Source organism: Sinomonas terrae, from assembly GCF_022539255.1.
GTDB classification, from domain to species: Bacteria; Actinomycetota; Actinomycetes; order Actinomycetales; family Micrococcaceae; genus Sinomonas; species Sinomonas terrae.
The window spans coordinates 285,538-304,353 of sequence record NZ_JAKZBV010000001.1; the positions used below are offsets into that span (position 1 = coordinate 285,538).

An 18,816-nucleotide genomic window follows, 5' to 3' on the forward strand; every position below is an offset into this window, starting at 1 on the left:
CCGTCTGTCGAACTGCTGCGATTCTTCCCTTCATGGGGTTTCTTCCCTTCATCGTGTTCGATTCGTCTTGGGAAGGGGAAGCGCTGGAGGGGTATGGGCAGAGTGGCCAGGCGGGATGGGCTCGGGGGCCGGTAGGAGCGTCTCAGCTGGTGCTCAGGCCCAGGAGGGACGGCAGGACGGTGCTGAACCAGGGGACGAGCGCCAGGAGGACGACTCCGGCGAGGAGGATGAGGAAGTAGGGGATGAAGCGGCGGATGCTGCGTTCGACGCTCTCGCGTCCTGTAGCGGCGGCGACGTAGAAGCCGATGCCTGCGGGCGGGGCGAAGGAGCCGATGCCCATGGCCATGACCAGGACCATCGAGTACTGGACGGGGTTGATGCCGAACTGGACGGCGATCGGCAGGAGCAGGGGGGCGAAGATCAGCACGGCTGGCATCCCCTCCAGCAGCTGTCCCATGACGACCAGGATCAGGATGCTGACGAGCATGAACAGAAACGGGGAGGCCGAGAGCCCGGACATCGCGTCACCGATCGCGGCCGAGACCCCGGCCGAGGCGAGGGTCTGGGCGAATGGGGCGGCTGCGGCGATGATGAACAGGACCATGCCCGCGGTGGTGACCGTCTCCCTGACGGACTGCCATCCCAGGGCCAGCCGGCGGGGCCTGGAGGTGCATGCGAGGACTACGGCGTAGGCCACAGCGAGTGCCGAGACCTCGGTGGGGGTCGCCACGCCGGTGACGATCCCGGCGACGAGCCCGACCGGGAGGATCAGGGTCGGCAGCGCGAGCACGACTGAGCGCCCCTTCTCGGCAGCCGAGGTCGGCTCGGCCCGCTCCGTGCCCTTGGCCCGGAAGAAGACCAGGGCCATGACGCACAGGCCCAGGACGGCGGCCGGGACGAGGCCGGCCATGAACAGGGTGGTCGTGGAGAGGGAGGTGATCGAGCCAAGGATCAGCAGCACGATGCTGGGGGGCACGGTCTCGCCCATGATCGCCGATGCCGACAGGACCGCGACGACCTCCCCTCGCGGAACCCTGCGGTCCTCGAGCATGTCGCGCATCGTGGTGCCGACCGCGGCCACGTCGGCCACCTTGGACCCGGAGATGCCGGAGAAGACGTACATCGTCGCCACGACCGCCATCAGCGCCCCTCCCCTGATCCGTCCCAGGAGGGCGTCGACGAGCCTGGCCAGCGGGGCGGTGAGGCCGGCGCGGCTCATCAGGGCCCCGACGAGGATGAAGAAGGGGATCGCCAGGAGCAGGAACGAGTTCGCCCCGGACTGCATCCCCACGGGCACCGCCGAGAGGCCGGAGGGGTCCCCGCCCCAGAGGACGTAGACGGCCGAGCCCAGTGCGAGGACGAAGGCCACGGGCACCCCGAGCAGGAGGATGGCGAAGAGGAAAGCGAGCACGGCGGCCAGGAGGGCGTCCGAGCTCATGGCTGCCATCGCATCCTGGACCGCGAACAGGGCCGCGAACAGGGCAGCTGCCGCTGCCAGGCCCACCAGCGCTGCTCGCCTTGGTGCACGGGCGAGCCTGACGAGGGCGAACCAGGCTGTCAGCACCAGGCCCAGGGCGAAGGGCAGCGAGACCAAGGATTCGGGGAGGTTCAGGATCGGGGTGGACTCGTGGGAGCGCTGGGCGAGCACCGGAAGGAACAGCCCGAGCATCCCGGCAGTGGTGCCGAACACCAGCCAGTCGACGAGGGCGAGCTGGTACCTGTGCCAGGATGCGGGCAGGCGGTCGGCCAGGATCCGGATCGACATGTGGGCTCCGCGGGCATAGGCGATGGCCCCTCCCATGAACGCCGCGGTGTAGAGCGCGAGCTCGGAGACCTCCTGGGTCCAGGTTACCGAGTTGCCCGTGATGGCCCGGACGAGGACGTTGAACAGGACGACGAGGAACTCGACAGCGATGGAGAGGCCGACGAGGCCCTCGAGGCCTGCGTCGAGCCACCCGGCTCCGCTCCACGCCCCCGTCCTCTCCGGGCCTGCGTGCTCGTCCGCACGGACTACTCCGGTGCTCTCGTCAATTGCTGTTTTCATTCTGCCTTGATCTCCACGCTTCTGGTTCCGGGGGAGGCCGCGACGGGGACTCGCTTGCCGCGGGCCCCCGTGGCGGTCACTGCCCGTCGACGAAGTCGACCGTCGTCTTCAGGAAGTCCGCCCCGCCCACCGTGTCGGCGAACTGGGGGTACAGCGAACGGGCGATCGTCTTGAACTGGGCCGCCCCCTCGGGCGAGAGGTCGTTGACCTTCATCCCCTGGGACTCGAGCTGCTTGACCTGCGTGTCGGCCAGTTGGGCGTCGTTCTTGGTCTTGAACGCGGCCGTGTCGTCGGCGGACGCCTGCAGGGCCTGCTGGTCCTTGGAGTCCAGGCTGTTCCACTTCTTGTCGCTGATCGCCAGGACGAAGGCGTCGCTCATGTGGTTTGTCATGGAGAGGTATTTCTGCACCTCGGCGAACTTGTTGGTCGCCGGGACCTCGACGGGGTTCTCCTGGCCGTTGATCGCCCCGGTCTGCAGGGCGGTGTAGACCTCGGAGAAGTTCATCGGCGTCGGGCTCGCTCCCACGGCGCTGAAGAACTTGGTCCACAGCGGGTTCCCCGGGACGCGGATCTTCAGGCCCTTGAGGTCATCGGGAGTCTGGATGGGGCGGACGGAGTTGGTGACCTCCCGGGGGGTGCGCGAGAGCATGGCGAGTCCCTTGGTGCCGCTCTGGGCGAGGTCCGAGAGGAGCTCCTTGCCCGGTGCCCCGTCCAGGTACTTCACCTCCTGGTCCACCGAGGAGAACAGGTAGGGAAGGCTCACCGCGTTCATCTTCTTGTCCGTGGCCGCGTAGACGGAGGTGGAGAGGATCACCGCATCCAGCGACCCGCTCTGCACCCGGCTCACGGCCGCGTTCTGGTCGCCGCCGAAGCTGGTGCCGTTCGGGATGACCGTGACCTTGACGCTCCCGTTCGACTTGGCCTTCACCTCGTCGGCGAAGTGCTGGGCGGCCATCCCCACCGAGGACCCGATCGGGTCGGGGATGGACAGCTTCACCTCGACGGTGCTGGATCCGGAGGCAGCGGCGCCCCCGGAGCAGCCCGCCAGGGCCAGGGCAGTGACAGAAGCGGCGGCGAGGGCCGAAATCCAGCCGGCTCGTCTCATCATGGGTTTTCCTTTCATCGTCGAAAAGGGGTCATTGCTTGCATGGTCAGACGGTGGCGCCGATGAGGGACTCGGTCTCTCTGCGCAGTTCGAGGGCGGTGGCCAGAGACTCGTCGATGACGATGTCCTCCCACTTGACGCTGGCGCCCTTGGCGACAGGGTTCTTCAGCTCGACGTGGTGGGCGAGCGCCACCGGGAGGAGGCCCTCGCGGACCGAGGTCTCGGCCGAGACGAGCTTGCCCCAGACGGTGTACCCGCCCTCGCCGTCGAGGAACTCCCCGGCTGTCAGGTCCTTCTTCGCGGTGGCGACGACGTCGCCGAAGAAGCCCTTGGGGGAGCCGGTGGGGATTCCGCGAAGGACTGCGTTGACGATCGAGATGTTCAGCTCCAGCCCGACGTAGTGGTAGGGGCGGTAGAGGGCGGCGTATTGGCCGGTGGGGTCGGGGTGCCAGGGGTACTCGGTGAAGCAGCCTGAGACGTACCGGTTGGTGGCCTTGACGACCACGAAGACGCCCTCCTGCGTGTTGAACGGGATCCAGTCGCCCTCGCGGGTGACGCTGGACATGACTTCGACCGAGCCCTCGTGGGCGAGCACTCCGCCGACGGCTGAGGGCCGGCAGATGGTCGCTATCTCCTCGATGTTGCCCGGGGTGAAGGTCAGCCCGCTGTCCGAGGGGACCAGACCGGCGGCGTTGGCGACCGCGGCCATCTCGATCGCGGCCTTCGTCCCGTCGCGGAAGGAGGTGTGCATGTAGGGGTTGAGCTGGCCCGAGTCGGTGAGCTCCTTGGAGAACTCCCAGTTCTCCCAGACGTTGTCGGGGTTCATCCCATGGTAGCGGGGGAGGTACTTGGCGCCCTTGCCGGCGCAGACGACGTCGAACCCGGAGGTGCGGGCCCAGTCGACCAACTCCATGATCAGGGCGGGCTGGTCGCCGTAGGCCATCGAATAGACGACTCCGGCCTCCTGGGCGCGGCGGGCCAGGGCGGGCCCCGCGAGGGCGTCGGCCTCGACGGTGACCATGATGATGTGCTTGCCGGATCCGATGGCCCGCAGGGCGTGCTCGATCCCCACGATCGGGTTGCCCGTGGCCTCGACGATGACGTCGATGTCGGACTCGAACAGGGCCGAGGCGTCCGGGACGACGGCCGTGCCGCGGCGGGCGAGGGCGTCCTGGATGGTGGGGGAGAAGGCCTCGGCGGGCCACTCGACCAGCTCCAGGGCGCCCTGGGCCCGCTTGGTGTTGATGTCCGCGATCGCCACGACGTGGACGCCGGGGATGTTCCGGGCCTGGGAGAGGTACATGGTACCGAACCGGCCGGCCCCGATCAGGCCGACCCGGATCGGGCGGCCTTCGGCTTCGCGCTGTTCGAGGAGGGAGTGGAGGTTCACGGTGCTCTTCCTGTCATCGGGCGGCCGACGGGGGTCGTTCGAGCCGGCTTCGCCCGACTGCCTCGTCGTCCGCTTGGACCCCTTGGGTGGTAACGGTTACACTTTTGTACCAGCGGAAGGACCGTGACGTCAATCACCCCGACCGGGGGACTCGTCTAGTCTTTCCAACACGACCCAAGGAGGAGCCGGTGAGGAAGCCAGCAACGATCCGAGACGTCGCCCGCGAGGCAGGCGTCTCGGTCGCCGTCGTCTCGCGGGTGCTCAACGATGGCACCGGCCCCGTGGCCCCGCAGACCAGGGCGAAGGTCGTCGAGACGATAGAGCGGCTCGGCTACCGGCCCAGGGCAGCCGCCCGCGAGCTCCAGCAGAGGACGACCTCGACGATCGGCCTGGTCCTGGCGGACCTGGCCAACCCGTTCTTCGCGCGCCTCGCCGACAGGGTGGTCTGGGAGGCCAGGGCGCGGGGAGTCCACGTCGTCCTCCTCACCACCCAGGAGGACCCGCACCTGGAGGCGGAGTCCATCGACACGCTCGTCGAGCGCTCGGTCGCCTCCGTCATCGCCACCCCCGCCGGGGACAACGTCGAGAAGTGGGCACGGCTCATCGATCTCGGCATCGATGTGGTCTTCGTCGACCGCGAGATCGAGGGCCTGGAGGAGATCGACGTCGTCACGATCCGCAACGACGTCTCCGCCGAAGTCGCCGCCAGCCACCTGATCGGGCTCGGGCACCGGCGCATTGGCTTCATCTCCGGCCCTGCGGACACCTCGACCGGCAGGGACCGCGTCACCGGCTTCCGGCGCGCCCTCCAGGGCGCCGGACTGACGGCGGACGAGGACCTGATCCACCACATCCCCTTCCGCGGCGACGCAGGCAGCGACGCCGTCGGGGCACTGCTGAACGCCGCCGAGCCACCCTCGGCCATCATCGTAGGGAACACCGCCCAGGTCCGATCCGCCCTCCGGCGGATCAAGCAGTCCGACGTCCGCGTGCCCGAGGACCTCAGCCTCGTCGTCTTCGACGACAACCCCTGGACCGAGCTCGTCTCCCCGCCCCTGACCGTGATCCGCCAGCCCATCGACATGCTCGCCGTCCACTCGGTCGACCTCGCCGTCGGCCGCGCCAAGGGCCTCCTCCCTGCCCAGCGCCGCAGGGTCGAAGTCGAAGCCGAGTTTGTCCGCCGCTCCAGCACCGCACCTCTCACGCAGCACGCTCCGGCGCCCTGACCCGCCCCCGCCCACAGCACATCCCCTCAGGGGCTCGGCCGCCGCCCTAGGGCCTAGGGCCGATGAAGTGGCCGCTCTGGCTGCCCCGGATGCCTTCAGCGGCGCCAGTACCTGCTGGATGGCCCCGTTGGACGCGCGTCGACAGGCGTGGATTTCCGGTCCCATTCCGGAGCGCGAGGGAGAATGAGGCCTTCAGCCTGCTACCGCCGCTGCTGGATTGTCCACGAGGACTCGGCGGATGTCCTCGGGAGTGAATCCCGCGCCGCGCAGGGCTGCCGCCCACCGTTGGATTCCGCCGACGATGGGGCCGTTGTGGGGTTGGCCGAGGTCGCCGGTGAGCAGGGTCGAGCCTGGGCCGCAGGCGCGGATGCCGTGGAGCGCGGCGTCGAGGGGGAGCTTGCCTTCGATGACCGACGCCATGGTCCTTTCGATCCAGGCGCCGCGGCGGGCCATCTCGATCTGGGCGTCGCCGGTGATTCGCTGCCGCGGAAGATCGGGGTGGGTGACCATGACGCGCTCAATGCCGTGGTCCTTTGCGGCGTCGATGACGGCGAAGACTTCTTCGCAGTCGAGGTGGCCGGTGGCCAGGAGCATCCCGTGGTCCTTGACGATGTCGAGGACGTCGTGGACCTCGGCGACGATGTGCCCCTCCTCGAGCACTTCGATAGGGGGTCCATACCCGGGGCGAGCGGCCAGCTCTGCCTGCGCCCCTGCCCATACGGGCGCGGGTCCGGCCACTGCAGTCTGCTCGCGCTGGCGCCTGCTGTCGACGGTCGGGAGCCAGACGACGCGTGCGCCGAGGCGGGCTGCGATCTCGACGGCGGCTGGATTGAGTCCGCCGACGGGCCGGTTGAGGACGATGGACCCGAAGGCGCGGGCACCGGGATGTCCCGTGTACGTGCTGCAGAGGCCTGCGGTGGAGGAGACGTGGGACTTGGCGACGAAGCCGGCGAAGCCGGCGGCGGTGAAGTCTTCGAGGGCTTCGGGGATGCTCTGGGAGCGGGGGACGATGTCCGGGGATGGGTGGGTGTGGAGGTCGATCGCACCGGAGAGCGTCTCAGGCAGTCCGTCCACGCTCAGTCCCCGAGCTGCCCCGTGGCGGCCGCCGGGGCGTCATCGATCCTTGACCGCCCGACGAAGAGCAGCGCGAGCAGGCCCACGAGGGCGGACGCGGCCATGTAGGCGGCCGGGGCGAGGTTCCATCTGCTGGCGGTGGTGAGCAGCTGGGCGATGTAGGGGCCGAAGCCGCCGCCAAGGATGGTGCCGAGGGCGAAGCCGAAGGCCACGCCCGTCATGCGCGCCTTGGAGCCGAAGAGCTCGGTGAAGAGCGGGTAGCCGACGGCCTGGGAGAAGACCCAGGGCACGAATGAGACGGCCATGGCCAGACCGAGGGGGACGCCGCTTCCGGGGGCCATCCACAGGAAGGCGGGGAGGGCGAGGACGACGTAGCCGGCCATCGCGGCCCCGTAGATCCGGCGGCGGCCGAAGCGGTCCGAGGTCAGGGCCGCGAAGGGCATGAGCAGGGCGAAGACGACGGTGATCAGCGAGTTCGTGCCCAGGGCCTGCGCTGCGGGGATGTGGAGCTGGGCGGTGAGGTAGGTGTTGAGGTAGACGTGCCCGACGTAGGCGGTGCAGGTCATCGAGAAGGAGAGCACGACGAGCTTGACCACGGCTGGCCACTCCTGGACGAGCCCGCGGAACGGGCTGGCCGCCGCGGCCCCGGTGCGGATGTTCCTGGCGAACTGCGCAGACTCGGGCAGGCGTGTGCGGAGGTAGAGGACGGCGAGGGAGAGCGGCAGCGAGAGCAGGAACGGCACGCGCCAGCCCCAGGCGGCCATGGCCGTGCTTCCGACGGCGGAGCTGACGAGGGCGGCGAGACCGCCAGCGGCGGCGGTGCCGATCCCGATCCCGGCGGGGTTGAAGGCCCCGAAGAATCCCCGCAGCTTCGCCGGGGCGGTCTCGGCGATGTAGGTCGAGGCGCCGCTTGCCTCCCCTCCTGCGCAGAAGCCCTGCAGCAGGCGCAGGACCAGCAGCAGCAGGGGCGCGACCACCCCGAGAGCCGCGTAGGTCGGCAGGACCCCGACGGCCGAGCTCGCCAGGCCCATCAGGACCACGCTGACCAGCAGTGACGTTCGCCGGCCGTGCCGGTCGCCGAGCCATCCGAAGAACAGGGCCCCGACCGGGCGCATGAGGAATCCGCTGCCGAAGACGGCAAGCGTGTCCAGCAGGGCGGCGCCCGGGTCCGTCCGGGACAGGAACGCGGCCGAGATGTAGATGGCCAGATTGGCGTAGAGGGAGAAGTCGTAGTACTCGATGACCGACCCGGCCCCGCCGGCGAGGGCGGTTCTCCACACGGTCCGACCCGGGGCATCCGGTACAGGAGTCGGGGATGGCGTGGGGGCGGCGGGTGTGGCGGCGCGGGGCTGCGCTTCTGGTCTCTTCATTGAAATCTTTCCTCTGAGGAGCGTACACTCCTCGCCTCAAATATCACTGTATGATATTGACTATCACCATAATCCAGTGTGATGGGGACCATATGACTGTGTCAACTGGGGTGGGCTTGAGGACGCGGCTACCGGGCTGGGTCCTGACTGCGGCGATGGCTTAGATTTCTTCATGATCCTAGGAGGGAAGATGGCAGACGACGCCGCGGGCCAGGAGCGTTCGACGATGAGGTCGGTGGAGCGGGCTTTCGATGTGGTCGACCTCCTCTCGGACAGCGGCAGGCCCCTCCGGCTCGCCGAGGTCGCCCGGGGAGCTGGCCTGCACATTGCCACGGCGCAGCGCATCCTGCGGGTCCTGGAGCGCAGGAACTACGTCGTGCAGGATTCGGCGGGGTACAGCGTCGGGGCCGCTGCCCTCGCGGCCGCACACTCCTTCCTCGTCGGAAACCATCTGGTGCTCACTGCCACCCCCGTCCTCCAGGAGCTCGCGGCAGCGCTCGGCCTGACCGCGTCCCTGTCCGTACGCGTCGGGGCGGCCCGCGTCATGGCCGCCCGGGTGGAAGGGGCCAGTCCGCTGCGCTACCAGCTCCCGGTTGGGGGCAGGCTGCCCCTGCACCTCGGCGCGGGGAAGGTCTTCCTGGCCTACATGGACGAGGCCGCCCGTGACGAGGTCCTGGCGGGCATGGAGAAGGTCGAGACTGCCGGCGGGTCGGCGATCCCCATGGACGAGTACGTCTCGCTCCTGGAGGGGATCGCCGCGACCGGCTACGCGGTCTCGCGCAACGAGCGTGTCGTGGGGGCGGTCTCGGTCAGCGCCCCGGTGCGGTCGCGGGACGCCGGGGAGCTGCTCGGGGTCGTGCAGGTCTCCGGCCGGGAGGAGGACCTTGAGGACCGGCTCGCCGAGGCCACCCGCGAGGTCCTCAACGCCGCCGCGAGCATCGCGGCCAGAATGCGCTGAGGCTCCCCCCGGGCAACCTTTCAGACGGCAGCCTTCAGACGATGGCCGTGGCGTTGGCGGGGGACCCGACGGCGCCGGGGAGGTTCAGCGGCTTGACCGTCAGGAAAACCTCGTAGCGGCCCGTCCGTCCGCATTCGCGGGCGAGTCCGTTCAGGTGCCACAGCTCCCCGAGGGGGCAGCCGAGCTTGGCGATGAGCTCCTGGTGCATCATCCCGCCGTCGTCCTTCCCGGCTGATGCGTGGAAGGGGCTCTCGGGACTGGCGGGGAGGGCCTCGACGGCGAAGGTGTCGGTGCCCAGCAGGGCCACGCGGCTGTCCCAGAGCCAGGCGAGGAACTCCTTCGACTGGGCGATGCCGGTCGTGCGGCGCTCGGCCTTGGCGGCGGCGCGGCCCTCGGGGTCCAGCCGGAGGAACCACTCGGCCCACCCCGTGTGCAGGAGCAGCATGTCTCCGGGCTCGAGCGGGGATCCCTGGGCCGCCAGCGCCGAGGTGATGTCGCCCAGCCCGATTGGCTCGCCCGCCTGGTGGTCGATCGGCGAGCCCGCGTCTCGTCGATGGCGTTCGACGTCGGCAAGGACGGCACGTCCGACGATGGGCTTCTCGGCCCAGCGCTGGATCCCGAGCTCGGGGGTGCCTGCGGCGATGCGCGCGTCCGGGATGCCGTTGTAGAACCCGTGCCCATGGGCTCGGCGGTGGCGGAGCCCGTCGATGTGGCTGCTGGCCTGGGGCCAGTAGCCGTCCCAGACGTCGTCGAAGCTGTCCGGGTGGGCCGAGGTGACCGTCTGGGCGGGCGGTTTCCTATTGCGGGACATCGAGGGCTCGAAGGCGTCCGCCGGGTAGTCGAGGCTGAACGCCGCACCGGTGCGGATGGCCTCGGTGCCCCGGAGGACCTGTCGGGGGCCGGCGAAGTTGGCCATTCCCCGCTCCGGATCCTCGGGGAACAGGCCCCAGCTCGAGCCCGGCGGGGCGTCGGTGCGCAGGAGCAGGCGGTCGTAGGTCGGGAGGTTCTCGTTCATGGTCCTTCAGGTCCGCTGGAAGAAGGGGACGGTGCCGGGAGCCAGGCGGAACGCGTGGTCGCAGGCGAACAGGTCGGCGTAGTGCAGAATCCAGGCCTCGGGCTCCCCGGTCTTGAGCGGGCTGGTCGCCGCGTGCGTGCCGACGAGGGTCACGACGGCGTCGGGGAGGCCCGCCTCCTTCAGCAGCATCGCCCCGAGCACCCCGTGCGGCAGGCCGGCTCTCCCCGGGTCCGCGGCCACGGCGCCGCCGGCGCGGGTGTAGAGGAGGGCCTTGTCGATGTCGTGGAGAAGCAGCGCGGCCAGCAGGATGTCCTGGTCGAGCCCGACTCCCCAGCGCTCCTCGGCGTAGTCGGCGAGGAGGATCCCGGCGTCGGCGACCTCGTTGGTGTGGTCGAGCAGGCGGTAGTCGGGGGCCTGGAGGGAGTAGGGCATCGACTCGAGGGAATCGTGGGTGCTGGCGAGCCAGGCGCTGACCCATGCCGTGGTGGCCTGCTCCCGCAGGGGTGCCCCGAGTTCCGCCAGCCTCGGCATCGCCCGGAGCACCTCCTCCCGCTGGGAGGCAGATCCGGATTGGATGGTGTAGAGGGAGCTCATGCGCTCTTCAGGGCTCCGTCCCGCAGGTGCAGCAGCGAGTCCCGTGCGGCGGCGCTCATGTGCGAGGGGGCCCCGAGGGCCTCGCAGTAGTCGGTGACCGCGGCCATCTCGTCGGCCCTCCGCGCCGCGTGCTTGGCAGAGCCGGTGAGGAAGCGGTCGATCGTCGCCTGCCCGTCTCCGGAGAGCTCGGCCGCGATCTGGCCGCGGATCCAGTCCTCGTAGCCGGCGCGGCGGCCTGCCTCGACGGCTTCGCAGACGACGGCGGCGAGGCCCTTCATGAGGATGCTGCGCAGGAGCTTGTGGGCCATGGCGTCCCCGAGGGCCCCGTGGACGACCTCGACGGGGGCCCCGACCGGCCGGAGTAGGTCGGCGACCCGGTCCGCGCCGGGGCCGGCCGCCATGAGCGGGGTCGACGCTCCGAGGGCGATGACGGGGCCGAGGATCGCGATGTCGGCGCCCATGACGCCGGAGGGGAGGATCTCGTTGAGGGCGAGCTTGGCCTTCGGTGCGGCGGAGGTGAAGTCGGCGTAGACGGTGCCCGGTGAGAGGTGGGGTGCGGCGTCCCGGGCGACCGGGAGGGAGGCGCGTGCGGTGGTCATGACGATGACCGCCTCGGCTTCTCCCACGGCCTCGGCCATGTCCGCCGCGCGGGCCAGGCCCGGGGTGGGGATGGGGGCGACGTCGTAGCCGAGGACCTCGTGCCCGCGGCTTTGGAGGGCATGGGCGTAGATGCGGCCGGCTTCACCGAGCCCGATCACCGTGCAGCGCATGCCGCCTCCTTCACGTCGTTCGCGGCAGCGAGGATGCTCCGCATCCGCTCGGCCTCGTCCTGCTGGACGGCCTCGGCAGCGAGGAGCACCTCCTCGGCGCGGTCGCGCGGGACGACCACTGCGCCGTCGTCGTCGCCGACCACGATGTCTCCGGGGAGGACGGCGACGCCGCCCACGGCGACCGGGCCAGCGAGGGCTCCGGGACCGTTCTTGTAGGGCCCGGCGGGAGAGGTGGTGCGCGCGAAGACGGGCATGCCGACCTTCTCGAGCCCTGCGGCGTCGCGCACGGCGCCGTCGACGACGAACCCGGCGATCCCTGCGTTCTTGGCGCGGGCACCGATGAGGTCGCCCAGGAGGGCGCGGGTTTCGTCGCCCTGGCCGTTGACGACGACGACGTCCCCGGGCGCGGCCTCGGCGAGGGCCTTGTGGATGTAGGCGTTGTCGCCGGCGCGGGTCCAGACGGTGAAGGCGGGTCCGGCGAGGCGTCCGCCGGACCAGACGGGCTTGATCGCGGAGTCGAGGACGCCGAGGCGTTCCATCGCGTCGCCGATGTTGGGGGTGGGCAGCGCTCCGAGGCGTTCGCAGAGCTGCTCGGTGGTGAGGGTCATGGTCTGTCTTTCCGGTAGTGCAGGTGGTGGTTGTCAGGCGAGGCGGAGGAAGGCCCTGGCGCGCTCTGTGGCGGGGCTGTCGAAGAACTGCGCCGGGGCGGCGTCCTCGACGATGTGCCCGTCGGCCATGAAGACGACCCGGTCGGCGACTTGGCGGGCGAACGCCATCTCGTGGGTGACGACGATCATGGTCATTCCGTCTTGGGCGAGGGATCGCATGGTGTCCAGCACCTCGCCGACCAGCTCGGGGTCCAGAGCGGAGGTGGGCTCGTCGAAGAGCATCAGGTCCGGTGCCATCATCAGGGCCCGGGCGATGGCCACGCGCTGCTGCTGCCCGCCGGAGAGCTGGGACGGGTAGGCGTTGACCCGACTGGCGAGGCCGACCTTGGCCAGCAGGTGCCGTGCCTTCTCCTCGAGCTCGTTCCTGCCGCCGAGCCTGTGGGCGCGCGGGCCGAGCATGAGGTTCTCGCGCACGTCCAGGTGGGGGAAGAGGTTGAACTGCTGGAAGACCATGCCGATCCGCTCGCGCTGGACGGCAGCCTCGCGGCCGCTGAGGTCGTGCAGCTTCCCGTTCTGGACCTTGCGGCCGATCAGGGTCCCGCCCACGGAGACGTGTCCCTTGTCCGGCATGACGAGCCCGTTGATGCAGCGCAGCAGGGTGCTCTTGCCGGACCCGGAGGGTCCCAGGAGGCAGACGACCTCCCCCTGGCTGACGCGGAGGTCGATGCCCTTGAGGATCTCGTTGTCCCCGAAGCTCTTGTGCACATTGACGACGTCGACGCTGCTCACAGCGATGCCTCCTTGGCGGTCTCGGCCGGTCCGGCCTTGGCCCTGCGCTTCTGCTGGGCGGCCCCGCGGGCGGTGCGCCGCTCGATGATGTTCTGGCCCAGGGTCGCGGCGCTGGTCACGGCCAGGTACCAGATGGCGGCGACGATCAGGAGCTCGACGGTGCGCAGGTTGTAGCCGGAGATGTTCTCGGCATGGCTGAGGATGTCCCCGCCCGCGATGACGGACACCAGGGAGGTCTCCTTCAGCAGGGTGATGAACTGGTTCCCTGCCGGGGGGATCATGACCCGCAGCGCCTGGGGGAGGATGACCTTCCGCTGGGCCTGCCACCAGGTGAGGCCGAGGGCGGAGGAGGCCAGGTGCTGGCCCTCGTCGACGGAGAGCAGGCCGGAGCGGATGATCTCGGCCAGGTAGGCGCCGTTGGCGATCGAGAGGGCCACGATCGAGGCTGCGAACGGGGAAAGCACATCGTTGGTCGAGGCCGAGAACAGGGTCCAGCCCGTGCCGGGGATGCCGATGCCAAGGCGCGGGGCGAAGAGGGCCAGATTGCCCCAGAAGAGGATCTGGATCAGGGCCGGCACGCTGCGGAAGACCCACACGTACAGGGCACCGAGGGTCCGCAGCACCGGGTTCGCACTGAGCCGGAAGAAGCCGAACACGAGCCCGATCGCGGAGGCGACGAGCATCGACACGACCGACAGGAGCAGCGTCTGCCCCAGCCCTTCGAGAATTTGGCCGTCGAAGAGGAACTGGCCCACCACGCCCCATTCGAGCTGGGGGTTCTGCGCGAGGGACTTCGCGACCCCGAGGGCGAGGGCGAGGAGGACGACGACCGCGGCCCAGCGGCCATAGTGGCGCTTCACCGCGACCGCGTCCGGGACCTCGGCCCTCGGCGCCATGGTGCCGGTCGCCGTCGTCGCCTGCCAGGTCTCGGGAGGATTGCCGGGGGGATTGACTGGAGATTGCATGAGGGCCTGCTTCATCACATCGGGATCTGGTCGTTGATCTCCGCCTTGTCGACCGCCATCGTGCCAAGGTCCCACTTGTCGAGGATCTTCTTGTACGAGCCGTCGGCGATCATGGCGTTGAAGGCGGCCTGGAAGGCCTGGGTGAGCTGGGTGTCCTCCTTCGGCAGCGCGACCCCGGTCTCACGGGAGGCGAGCTTGCCCACGAGGGTTGCGCCGAGGGTCTTGTCGGCCTTGACCGCGAGCTGGATCTGCGGGGTGGAGTTCAGGAACGAGTCGATCCGCCCGGCCTTGATCGCGTCCTCGCCGGCGTTGAAGCTCTGGTAGTAGAGGTACTGCAGCGCCGGCTTGCCGGCGGCCTTGCATTCGTTGTTGATCGAGTCCGCGATGTTCTTGTTCACCGTCGATCCCGTCGTGAGGCCGAACCGCGTGCCGCACGCGTCGGTGTCCGAGGCGTAGTTCTTCCCCGCCGGGACCAGCAGCGACGAGGAGGCGTTGTAGAAGGCCAGGAGGTTCACGACCCCCTTGTTCTCGGGGGTCTTGCTGATCTGCGCGCCGGCGATGTCCACGCGCTTGGACTGCAGCGCCGGGACCAGGCCCGAGTAGGGGATCTGAGACCACTTGATCGACAGGCCCAGCTTGCCGGCCGCCGCGTCGAGCAGGTCGATGATCACCCCGTCGGGCTTATTGCCCTGGGCGTAGAAGTTCATTGGCTGCGTGTCGAACGATGCGCCCCCGGCCAGGGTCCCTTTCGACTTGATGTCGTCAGGGACCAGCTTCGCCAGGGCCGGGTCTGCGCTGCCCGTGGCGCTGGCCGCCGGGGCGCCGCCGGACCCGGCAGTGGAGTTGTTCGCGCACGCCCCCATGAGCAGGGCCAGGGACGCGACCGCGCCGACGGTGATGGTGTTGCGGATCAATCTCTTCATTGACATCTTTCCTCGGATCGGAGCCGTCATTGGCTAGGGTTCCTTTTGGACTATCACTGTATGATAGAAGCTATCAGTAAATACAGTGTGATGCGGGGCACGCAGGGATGTCAAGGGGATGCGCCGTGAAGAGGGGGGTCGGGGCGGGACGCAGGTGGCTACGTCCCGCCCCGTGGGCCGACCAGGACCGGGACGCCCGTCAGGGCGGGCCGGATCAGGAGTGCAGCTCCGCCGGGATTGCAGGCCGGGCGGTCGACGCCCGCGGAATCAGCGTGGGGGCGAGCACTCGGTGGGCCGCCCTGACAGGCCGGCCGTGGATGGAGTCCAGCAGCGCGTCGACGGCGGCGGAGGCGATGTCCGCGAATGGGACCCGGACGCTGGTGAGGGGGACCGGCAGGCGGGCTGCGAGGGGTATGTCGTTGTAGCCGACGATGGAGAGGTCTTTCGGGATGCCCAGCCCGGCGCGCTGGATGACCGAGGTGAACCCGAAGGCGGTGTTGTCGTTGACGGCGAACACCGCTGTGGGCCGCTTCCCGGACGAGAGGAAGGCCTGCGCGGCGGCTTCGCCGCTCTCCATGCTGAAGGTGGACGGGTAGACGAGCTCCGGCGCCTCGGGGATGCCGGCCTCGCAGAGGGCCTGCCGGTAGCCCTCCCGCCGGGCCAGAGCAGTGGGGGCGTGGTCGGGACCGGCGACGATGGCGATCTCGCGGTGGCCGAGGTCGATCAGGTGGCGGGCGGCGAGGTAGCCGCCCAGGACGTCGTCCCCGACGACACTCGGGCTCTCCCCGTGGGCACGCAGCGCCAGCACATGCGGGATCCCGCGCTCTGCGAGCTCCGTGCACAGACCGCCGCCGGTGGTGGCGGTGGTGAGGATGAGCCCGTCGACCCGGGAGGCGAGCATGGCCAGGCCGTTCTCGCGCTCGAGGGCGGGGTCGTCGTAGGTGGTGGCGACGAGCGCGTGGTAGCCGCGAGCGGCGCTGGCCGCGGCGATCTCCTCGAAGAGCATCGCCATCACCGTGTCCGTGAGCCGGGAGACGAGCACCCCGATCGTGCTGGTCTGCTGGCGCCGCAGGTTCGCGGCCGTCGGGTTCGGCTCGTACCCGAGCGACTCGGCGACGGCGCGGATCCGCGCCGCGGATTCGCTGCGGTAGAACCGGTGCTCGCGGTTCATCGCCCGCGAGACGGTCGAGCGTGCGACGCCGGCGGCCTCCGCGACGTCCGCGATCGTCGGCCGTGCCCCGCTGGGCTCCCTGGTCTCCATGCTTGCCCTCCCAGGCTCTGGAGCCGGCTCTACGGACGGACCCCTTGACGTGCTCCTGTGAACCAGCTTACAGTCGAAGCAATCGATAAGGGAATCGATTGCACAACCCGATCGAAAGCAAGCCTGCACGACCCGAAGGAGAACCCGATGACCACGATCGATCTGCGCGGCCTGGTCCCCGCCCCCGTCACCCCGTTCACCCGCGACGGCGACGTCGACGTCGCCGCGATCCACCGCCTCGGCGGCTGGCTCGGGAGCGTCGAGGGCGTCAAGGGCCTCGTCGTCCTCGGCCACGCCGGGGAGGGCACGTTCCTGACCCAGGCCGAGCAGGCCCTGGTGATCTCCTCGTTCCGGGACGCCGTGGACGGGAAGCTGCCGATCATCGCCGGCATCACCGGCGAGGGCAACAAGGTCGCTGCAGAGGAGGCAGTGCGGGCGGTCGAGGCCGGCGCCTCCGCGGGCCTGGTCTACCCCTCGCACGGCTGGCTGAGGTTCGGGTACCAGCAGGGCGCCCCGCAGTCCCGGTACCGGGAGATCCACCGGGCCAGCGGCCTGCCGCTGATCCTGTTCCAGTACCCGGACGCCACCAAGGCCACCTATGACCTGGACACCCAGCTCGAGATCGCCGGGCAGGAGGGCGTGTTCGCGACCAAGAACGGCGTGCGCAACATGCGCCGCTGGGACACCGAGATCCCGGTCCTGCGCGCGGCGTTCCCGGAGTTGCAGATCCTGACCTGCCACGACGAGTACCTGCTGCACACCATGTTCGACGTCGACGGCGCCCTCGTCGGCTACGGCGGACTCGCCCCCGAGCCGCTCGTCGAGCTCATCGCCGCAGGCAGGGCAAAGGACTACACCAGGGCCCGCGAGGTCCACGACCGGCTCCTGCCCGTGACGAAGAACGTCTACCACCGCGGCTCGCACATGGAGGGCACCGTCGCGCTCAAGGAAGGCCTCGTCGCCCGCGGCATCCTCGAGCACGCCACCGTCCGCACCCCGCTCCTGCCGCTGGCCCCCGGCGCGCACGAGGAGATCGCCCTCGCCCTGGCCTCCGCTGGCCTCGGCCGCGTCGCCGTACCGGCCCGCGCCTGAGGCCAAGCCCGGCCGGGCCAGACCATGGCCTGGCCGGGGGAGCGCACGACGGCGGGCTCCCCGCCCGCCGTCGGACGCGCACCGCGTGCCATCCGGCACGCAGAGGGCTCCGCTTCACTGGCGGCGGCCCCGCAGGATTCAATGGAGCCGGGAGCGTCGGCGAGTGCGACGGCCGGCAGAGACCTCAACGACGAGGAAGTGCACGTGACCCACATCATCAAGCCGCCCGCCAAGGCGGGCATGGCAGCCCTCTACTCGCGCCGCGAGGTCCGCCTGATCCTGGCCTTCGCCCTGCTCGGGACCCTCTTCGACGGCGCGGAGCTGAACCTCATCGGCTACCCGCTGGTCTACATCTCCGGCAGCCTGCACGTGGATACGATCGCCCTGATCACCGTCACGACCGTCCAGGGCTTCGCCTCGATCCTGGGCGGCTTCGTCTTCGGCACCCTCGGGGACACCCTCGGCCGCCGCCGCACCTTCGCGATCTCAGTCCTGGCCTTCGGGCTCGCCGCGATCCTCGGCGGACTCTCCGTGAACTACGCGATGTTCATGGCCACCCGGCTCCTGGCCGGGATCGGCATGGGCGGGCTCTTCGGCCTCTCGTTCTCGATGTTCACCGAATGCTGGAAGACCGGCCGCCGCGGCACCATGGGCGGGATCATCCAGGCCATGTACTTCGGCGGGGAGATCCTCACCGAGGGCATGATCTTCCTGTTCCTGACCCTCCTGGGCCACGACCTCGGTTGGCGCGCGGGCTACATCGCGATCGGTGCCGTCAGCACCGTCATCGGCGTCGCCTCCCTCAAGCTCCTGCCCGAGTCAAAGCAGTGGCTCTCCTACCAGCAGCACCTCAAGGAAGGCACCCTCCCGAAGGAGATCCGCAGGACCAAGGTCCCGGTCATCGACATCTTCAAGCCCCAGTTCGTCTTCGGCACGGTCCTGTTCATGGTCCTCTCCACCGCCATGTTCCTGACCACGAACTCCGTCGGGGCCTACCTCTCGACCTACCTGCTCAAGGTCCAGAAGCTCTCCCTCAACACCGTCAGCCTCATCGTCCTGCTCGGCTACATCGCCACGATCATCGCCTACACCCTCACCGGGATCGTCTCCGACGCCCTCCGGCGCAAGTACGCCTTCACCCTCGCCTGCGTCCTCGGCACCGTCGGGTTCGTCTGGTTCCTGGCCCTCCTGGCCACCCATTCAGCGCACATCGGGGCCGACTTCTGGGCCTGGCCCACGTTCTGGGCGCTCATGCTCTGCGCCGGCGCCGCCGGGGGCTTCGGGGTCCTGGGCGTGTGGATGTCCGAATACTTCCCCACCCGCATCCGCTCCACCGGCTCCAGCGCCAGCTACTACGTCGGCCGCGGCCTCGGCGCCGGAGTCTTCCCCCTCTTCGCCCTCGCTATCGCCGGAACCGTCCCGTTCGCCCTCGCCCTGGGCATCATCGGCCCCGCCGCCGGCCTCCTCTTCTCCCTCATCGCCCCCGACCGCACCGGACGCACCATCGCCGACCTCGAATAACCGAAGGCACCGAAAACCAACGGGCCCGGGCTGCGCACTCAATGCGCAGCCCGGGCCCGTGGTGTTGGCGACGGGATCCCCGCTGCCGGGGGCCCGGTCCGGCTCCGCCCC

Annotated in this window: 17 protein-coding genes; 4 read left to right on the plus strand and 13 right to left on the minus strand. The window is 69.7% G+C overall.

What is annotated here, in order from left to right; all coding sequences use genetic code 11:
* Positions 1-142: 142 nt before the first annotated feature.
* The 3 genes from L0M17_RS01415 to L0M17_RS01425 form a co-directional block, all read right to left on the minus strand.
* The gene (locus tag L0M17_RS01415) at positions 143-2,044 is read right to left on the minus strand and encodes a TRAP transporter large permease (protein WP_241050561.1); all 1,902 of its coding nucleotides are present in this window, start codon (positions 2,042-2,044) and stop codon (positions 143-145) included.
* Between the two features lie 76 nt (positions 2,045-2,120).
* Positions 2,121-3,152, minus strand: coding sequence for a DctP family TRAP transporter solute-binding subunit (locus L0M17_RS01420; protein WP_241050563.1), 1,032 nt, complete (start codon positions 3,150-3,152; stop codon positions 2,121-2,123).
* A gap of 43 nt (positions 3,153-3,195) precedes the next feature.
* On the minus strand, positions 3,196-4,539 hold the full coding sequence (locus L0M17_RS01425) for an NAD(P)H-dependent oxidoreductase (protein ID WP_241050564.1): 1,344 nt from the start codon (positions 4,537-4,539) through the stop codon (positions 3,196-3,198).
* A 188-nt stretch (positions 4,540-4,727) separates the two neighbouring features.
* Here L0M17_RS01425 and L0M17_RS01430 point away from each other — a divergent pair, with 188 nt between their 5' ends.
* Positions 4,728-5,765 carry a LacI family DNA-binding transcriptional regulator gene (locus L0M17_RS01430; protein ID WP_241050566.1) on the plus strand — a complete coding sequence of 346 codons (1,038 nt, stop codon included), beginning with the start codon at positions 4,728-4,730 and terminating at the stop codon, positions 5,763-5,765.
* A gap of 192 nt (positions 5,766-5,957) precedes the next feature.
* Here L0M17_RS01430 and L0M17_RS01435 read toward each other — a convergent pair whose 3' ends face one another.
* Both L0M17_RS01435 and L0M17_RS01440 read right to left on the minus strand, forming a co-directional pair.
* Positions 5,958-6,839: a DUF6282 family protein gene (locus tag L0M17_RS01435; protein ID WP_241050568.1), complete on the minus strand. Its 882-nt coding sequence runs from the start codon at positions 6,837-6,839 to the stop codon at positions 5,958-5,960.
* A 2-nt stretch (positions 6,840-6,841) separates the two neighbouring features.
* On the minus strand, positions 6,842-8,209 hold the full coding sequence (locus L0M17_RS01440) for an MFS transporter (RefSeq protein ID WP_241050570.1): 1,368 nt from the start codon (positions 8,207-8,209) through the stop codon (positions 6,842-6,844).
* 190 nt (positions 8,210-8,399) lie between these two features.
* Here L0M17_RS01440 and L0M17_RS01445 point away from each other — a divergent pair, with 190 nt between their 5' ends.
* Positions 8,400-9,167, plus strand: a complete 768-nt coding sequence (locus L0M17_RS01445) for an IclR family transcriptional regulator (RefSeq protein WP_241050572.1) — start codon at positions 8,400-8,402, stop codon at positions 9,165-9,167.
* A 34-nt stretch (positions 9,168-9,201) separates the two neighbouring features.
* Here L0M17_RS01445 and L0M17_RS01450 read toward each other — a convergent pair whose 3' ends face one another.
* The 8 genes from L0M17_RS01450 to L0M17_RS01485 all read right to left on the minus strand — a co-directional run bounded on the left by L0M17_RS01450 (position 9,202) and on the right by L0M17_RS01485 (position 16,092).
* On the minus strand, positions 9,202-10,182 hold the full coding sequence (locus L0M17_RS01450) for a cyclase family protein (protein WP_241050574.1): 981 nt from the start codon (positions 10,180-10,182) through the stop codon (positions 9,202-9,204).
* Positions 10,183-10,188: 6 nt separating this feature from the next.
* Complete coding sequence (locus L0M17_RS01455; RefSeq protein WP_241050576.1) at positions 10,189-10,776, minus strand: HDIG domain-containing metalloprotein; 588 nt, start codon at positions 10,774-10,776, stop codon at positions 10,189-10,191.
* On the minus strand, positions 10,773-11,546 hold the full coding sequence (locus L0M17_RS01460) for an NAD(P)-dependent oxidoreductase (RefSeq protein WP_241050578.1): 774 nt from the start codon (positions 11,544-11,546) through the stop codon (positions 10,773-10,775). The genes L0M17_RS01455 and L0M17_RS01460 overlap by 4 nt, the downstream gene beginning before the upstream one ends.
* On the minus strand, positions 11,531-12,154 hold the full coding sequence (locus tag L0M17_RS01465; RefSeq protein ID WP_241050580.1) for an RraA family protein: 624 nt from the start codon (positions 12,152-12,154) through the stop codon (positions 11,531-11,533). The genes L0M17_RS01460 and L0M17_RS01465 overlap by 16 nt, the downstream gene beginning before the upstream one ends.
* Before the next feature lie 33 nt (positions 12,155-12,187).
* Positions 12,188-12,943, minus strand: a complete 756-nt coding sequence (locus L0M17_RS01470) for an amino acid ABC transporter ATP-binding protein (RefSeq protein WP_308196786.1) — start codon at positions 12,941-12,943, stop codon at positions 12,188-12,190.
* On the minus strand, positions 12,940-13,908 hold the full coding sequence (locus tag L0M17_RS01475) for an amino acid ABC transporter permease (RefSeq protein ID WP_241050582.1): 969 nt from the start codon (positions 13,906-13,908) through the stop codon (positions 12,940-12,942). Before L0M17_RS01475 ends, L0M17_RS01470 begins: the two co-directional genes overlap by 4 nt.
* A 14-nt stretch (positions 13,909-13,922) precedes the next feature.
* The gene (locus L0M17_RS01480; RefSeq protein ID WP_241050583.1) at positions 13,923-14,831 is read right to left on the minus strand and encodes a transporter substrate-binding domain-containing protein; all 909 of its coding nucleotides are present in this window, start codon (positions 14,829-14,831) and stop codon (positions 13,923-13,925) included.
* Positions 14,832-15,045: 214 nt separating this feature from the next.
* The gene (locus L0M17_RS01485; protein WP_241050585.1) at positions 15,046-16,092 is read right to left on the minus strand and encodes a LacI family DNA-binding transcriptional regulator; all 1,047 of its coding nucleotides are present in this window, start codon (positions 16,090-16,092) and stop codon (positions 15,046-15,048) included.
* A 147-nt stretch (positions 16,093-16,239) separates the two neighbouring features.
* Between L0M17_RS01485 and L0M17_RS01490 the strand changes: the two genes are divergently transcribed.
* On the plus strand, positions 16,240-17,184 hold the full coding sequence (locus tag L0M17_RS01490; RefSeq protein ID WP_241050586.1) for a dihydrodipicolinate synthase family protein: 945 nt from the start codon (positions 16,240-16,242) through the stop codon (positions 17,182-17,184).
* 141 nt (positions 17,185-17,325) lie between these two features.
* Positions 17,326-18,705, plus strand: a complete 1,380-nt coding sequence (locus L0M17_RS01495; RefSeq protein WP_241050587.1) for an MFS transporter — start codon at positions 17,326-17,328, stop codon at positions 18,703-18,705.
* Positions 18,706-18,816 lie beyond the last annotated feature (111 nt).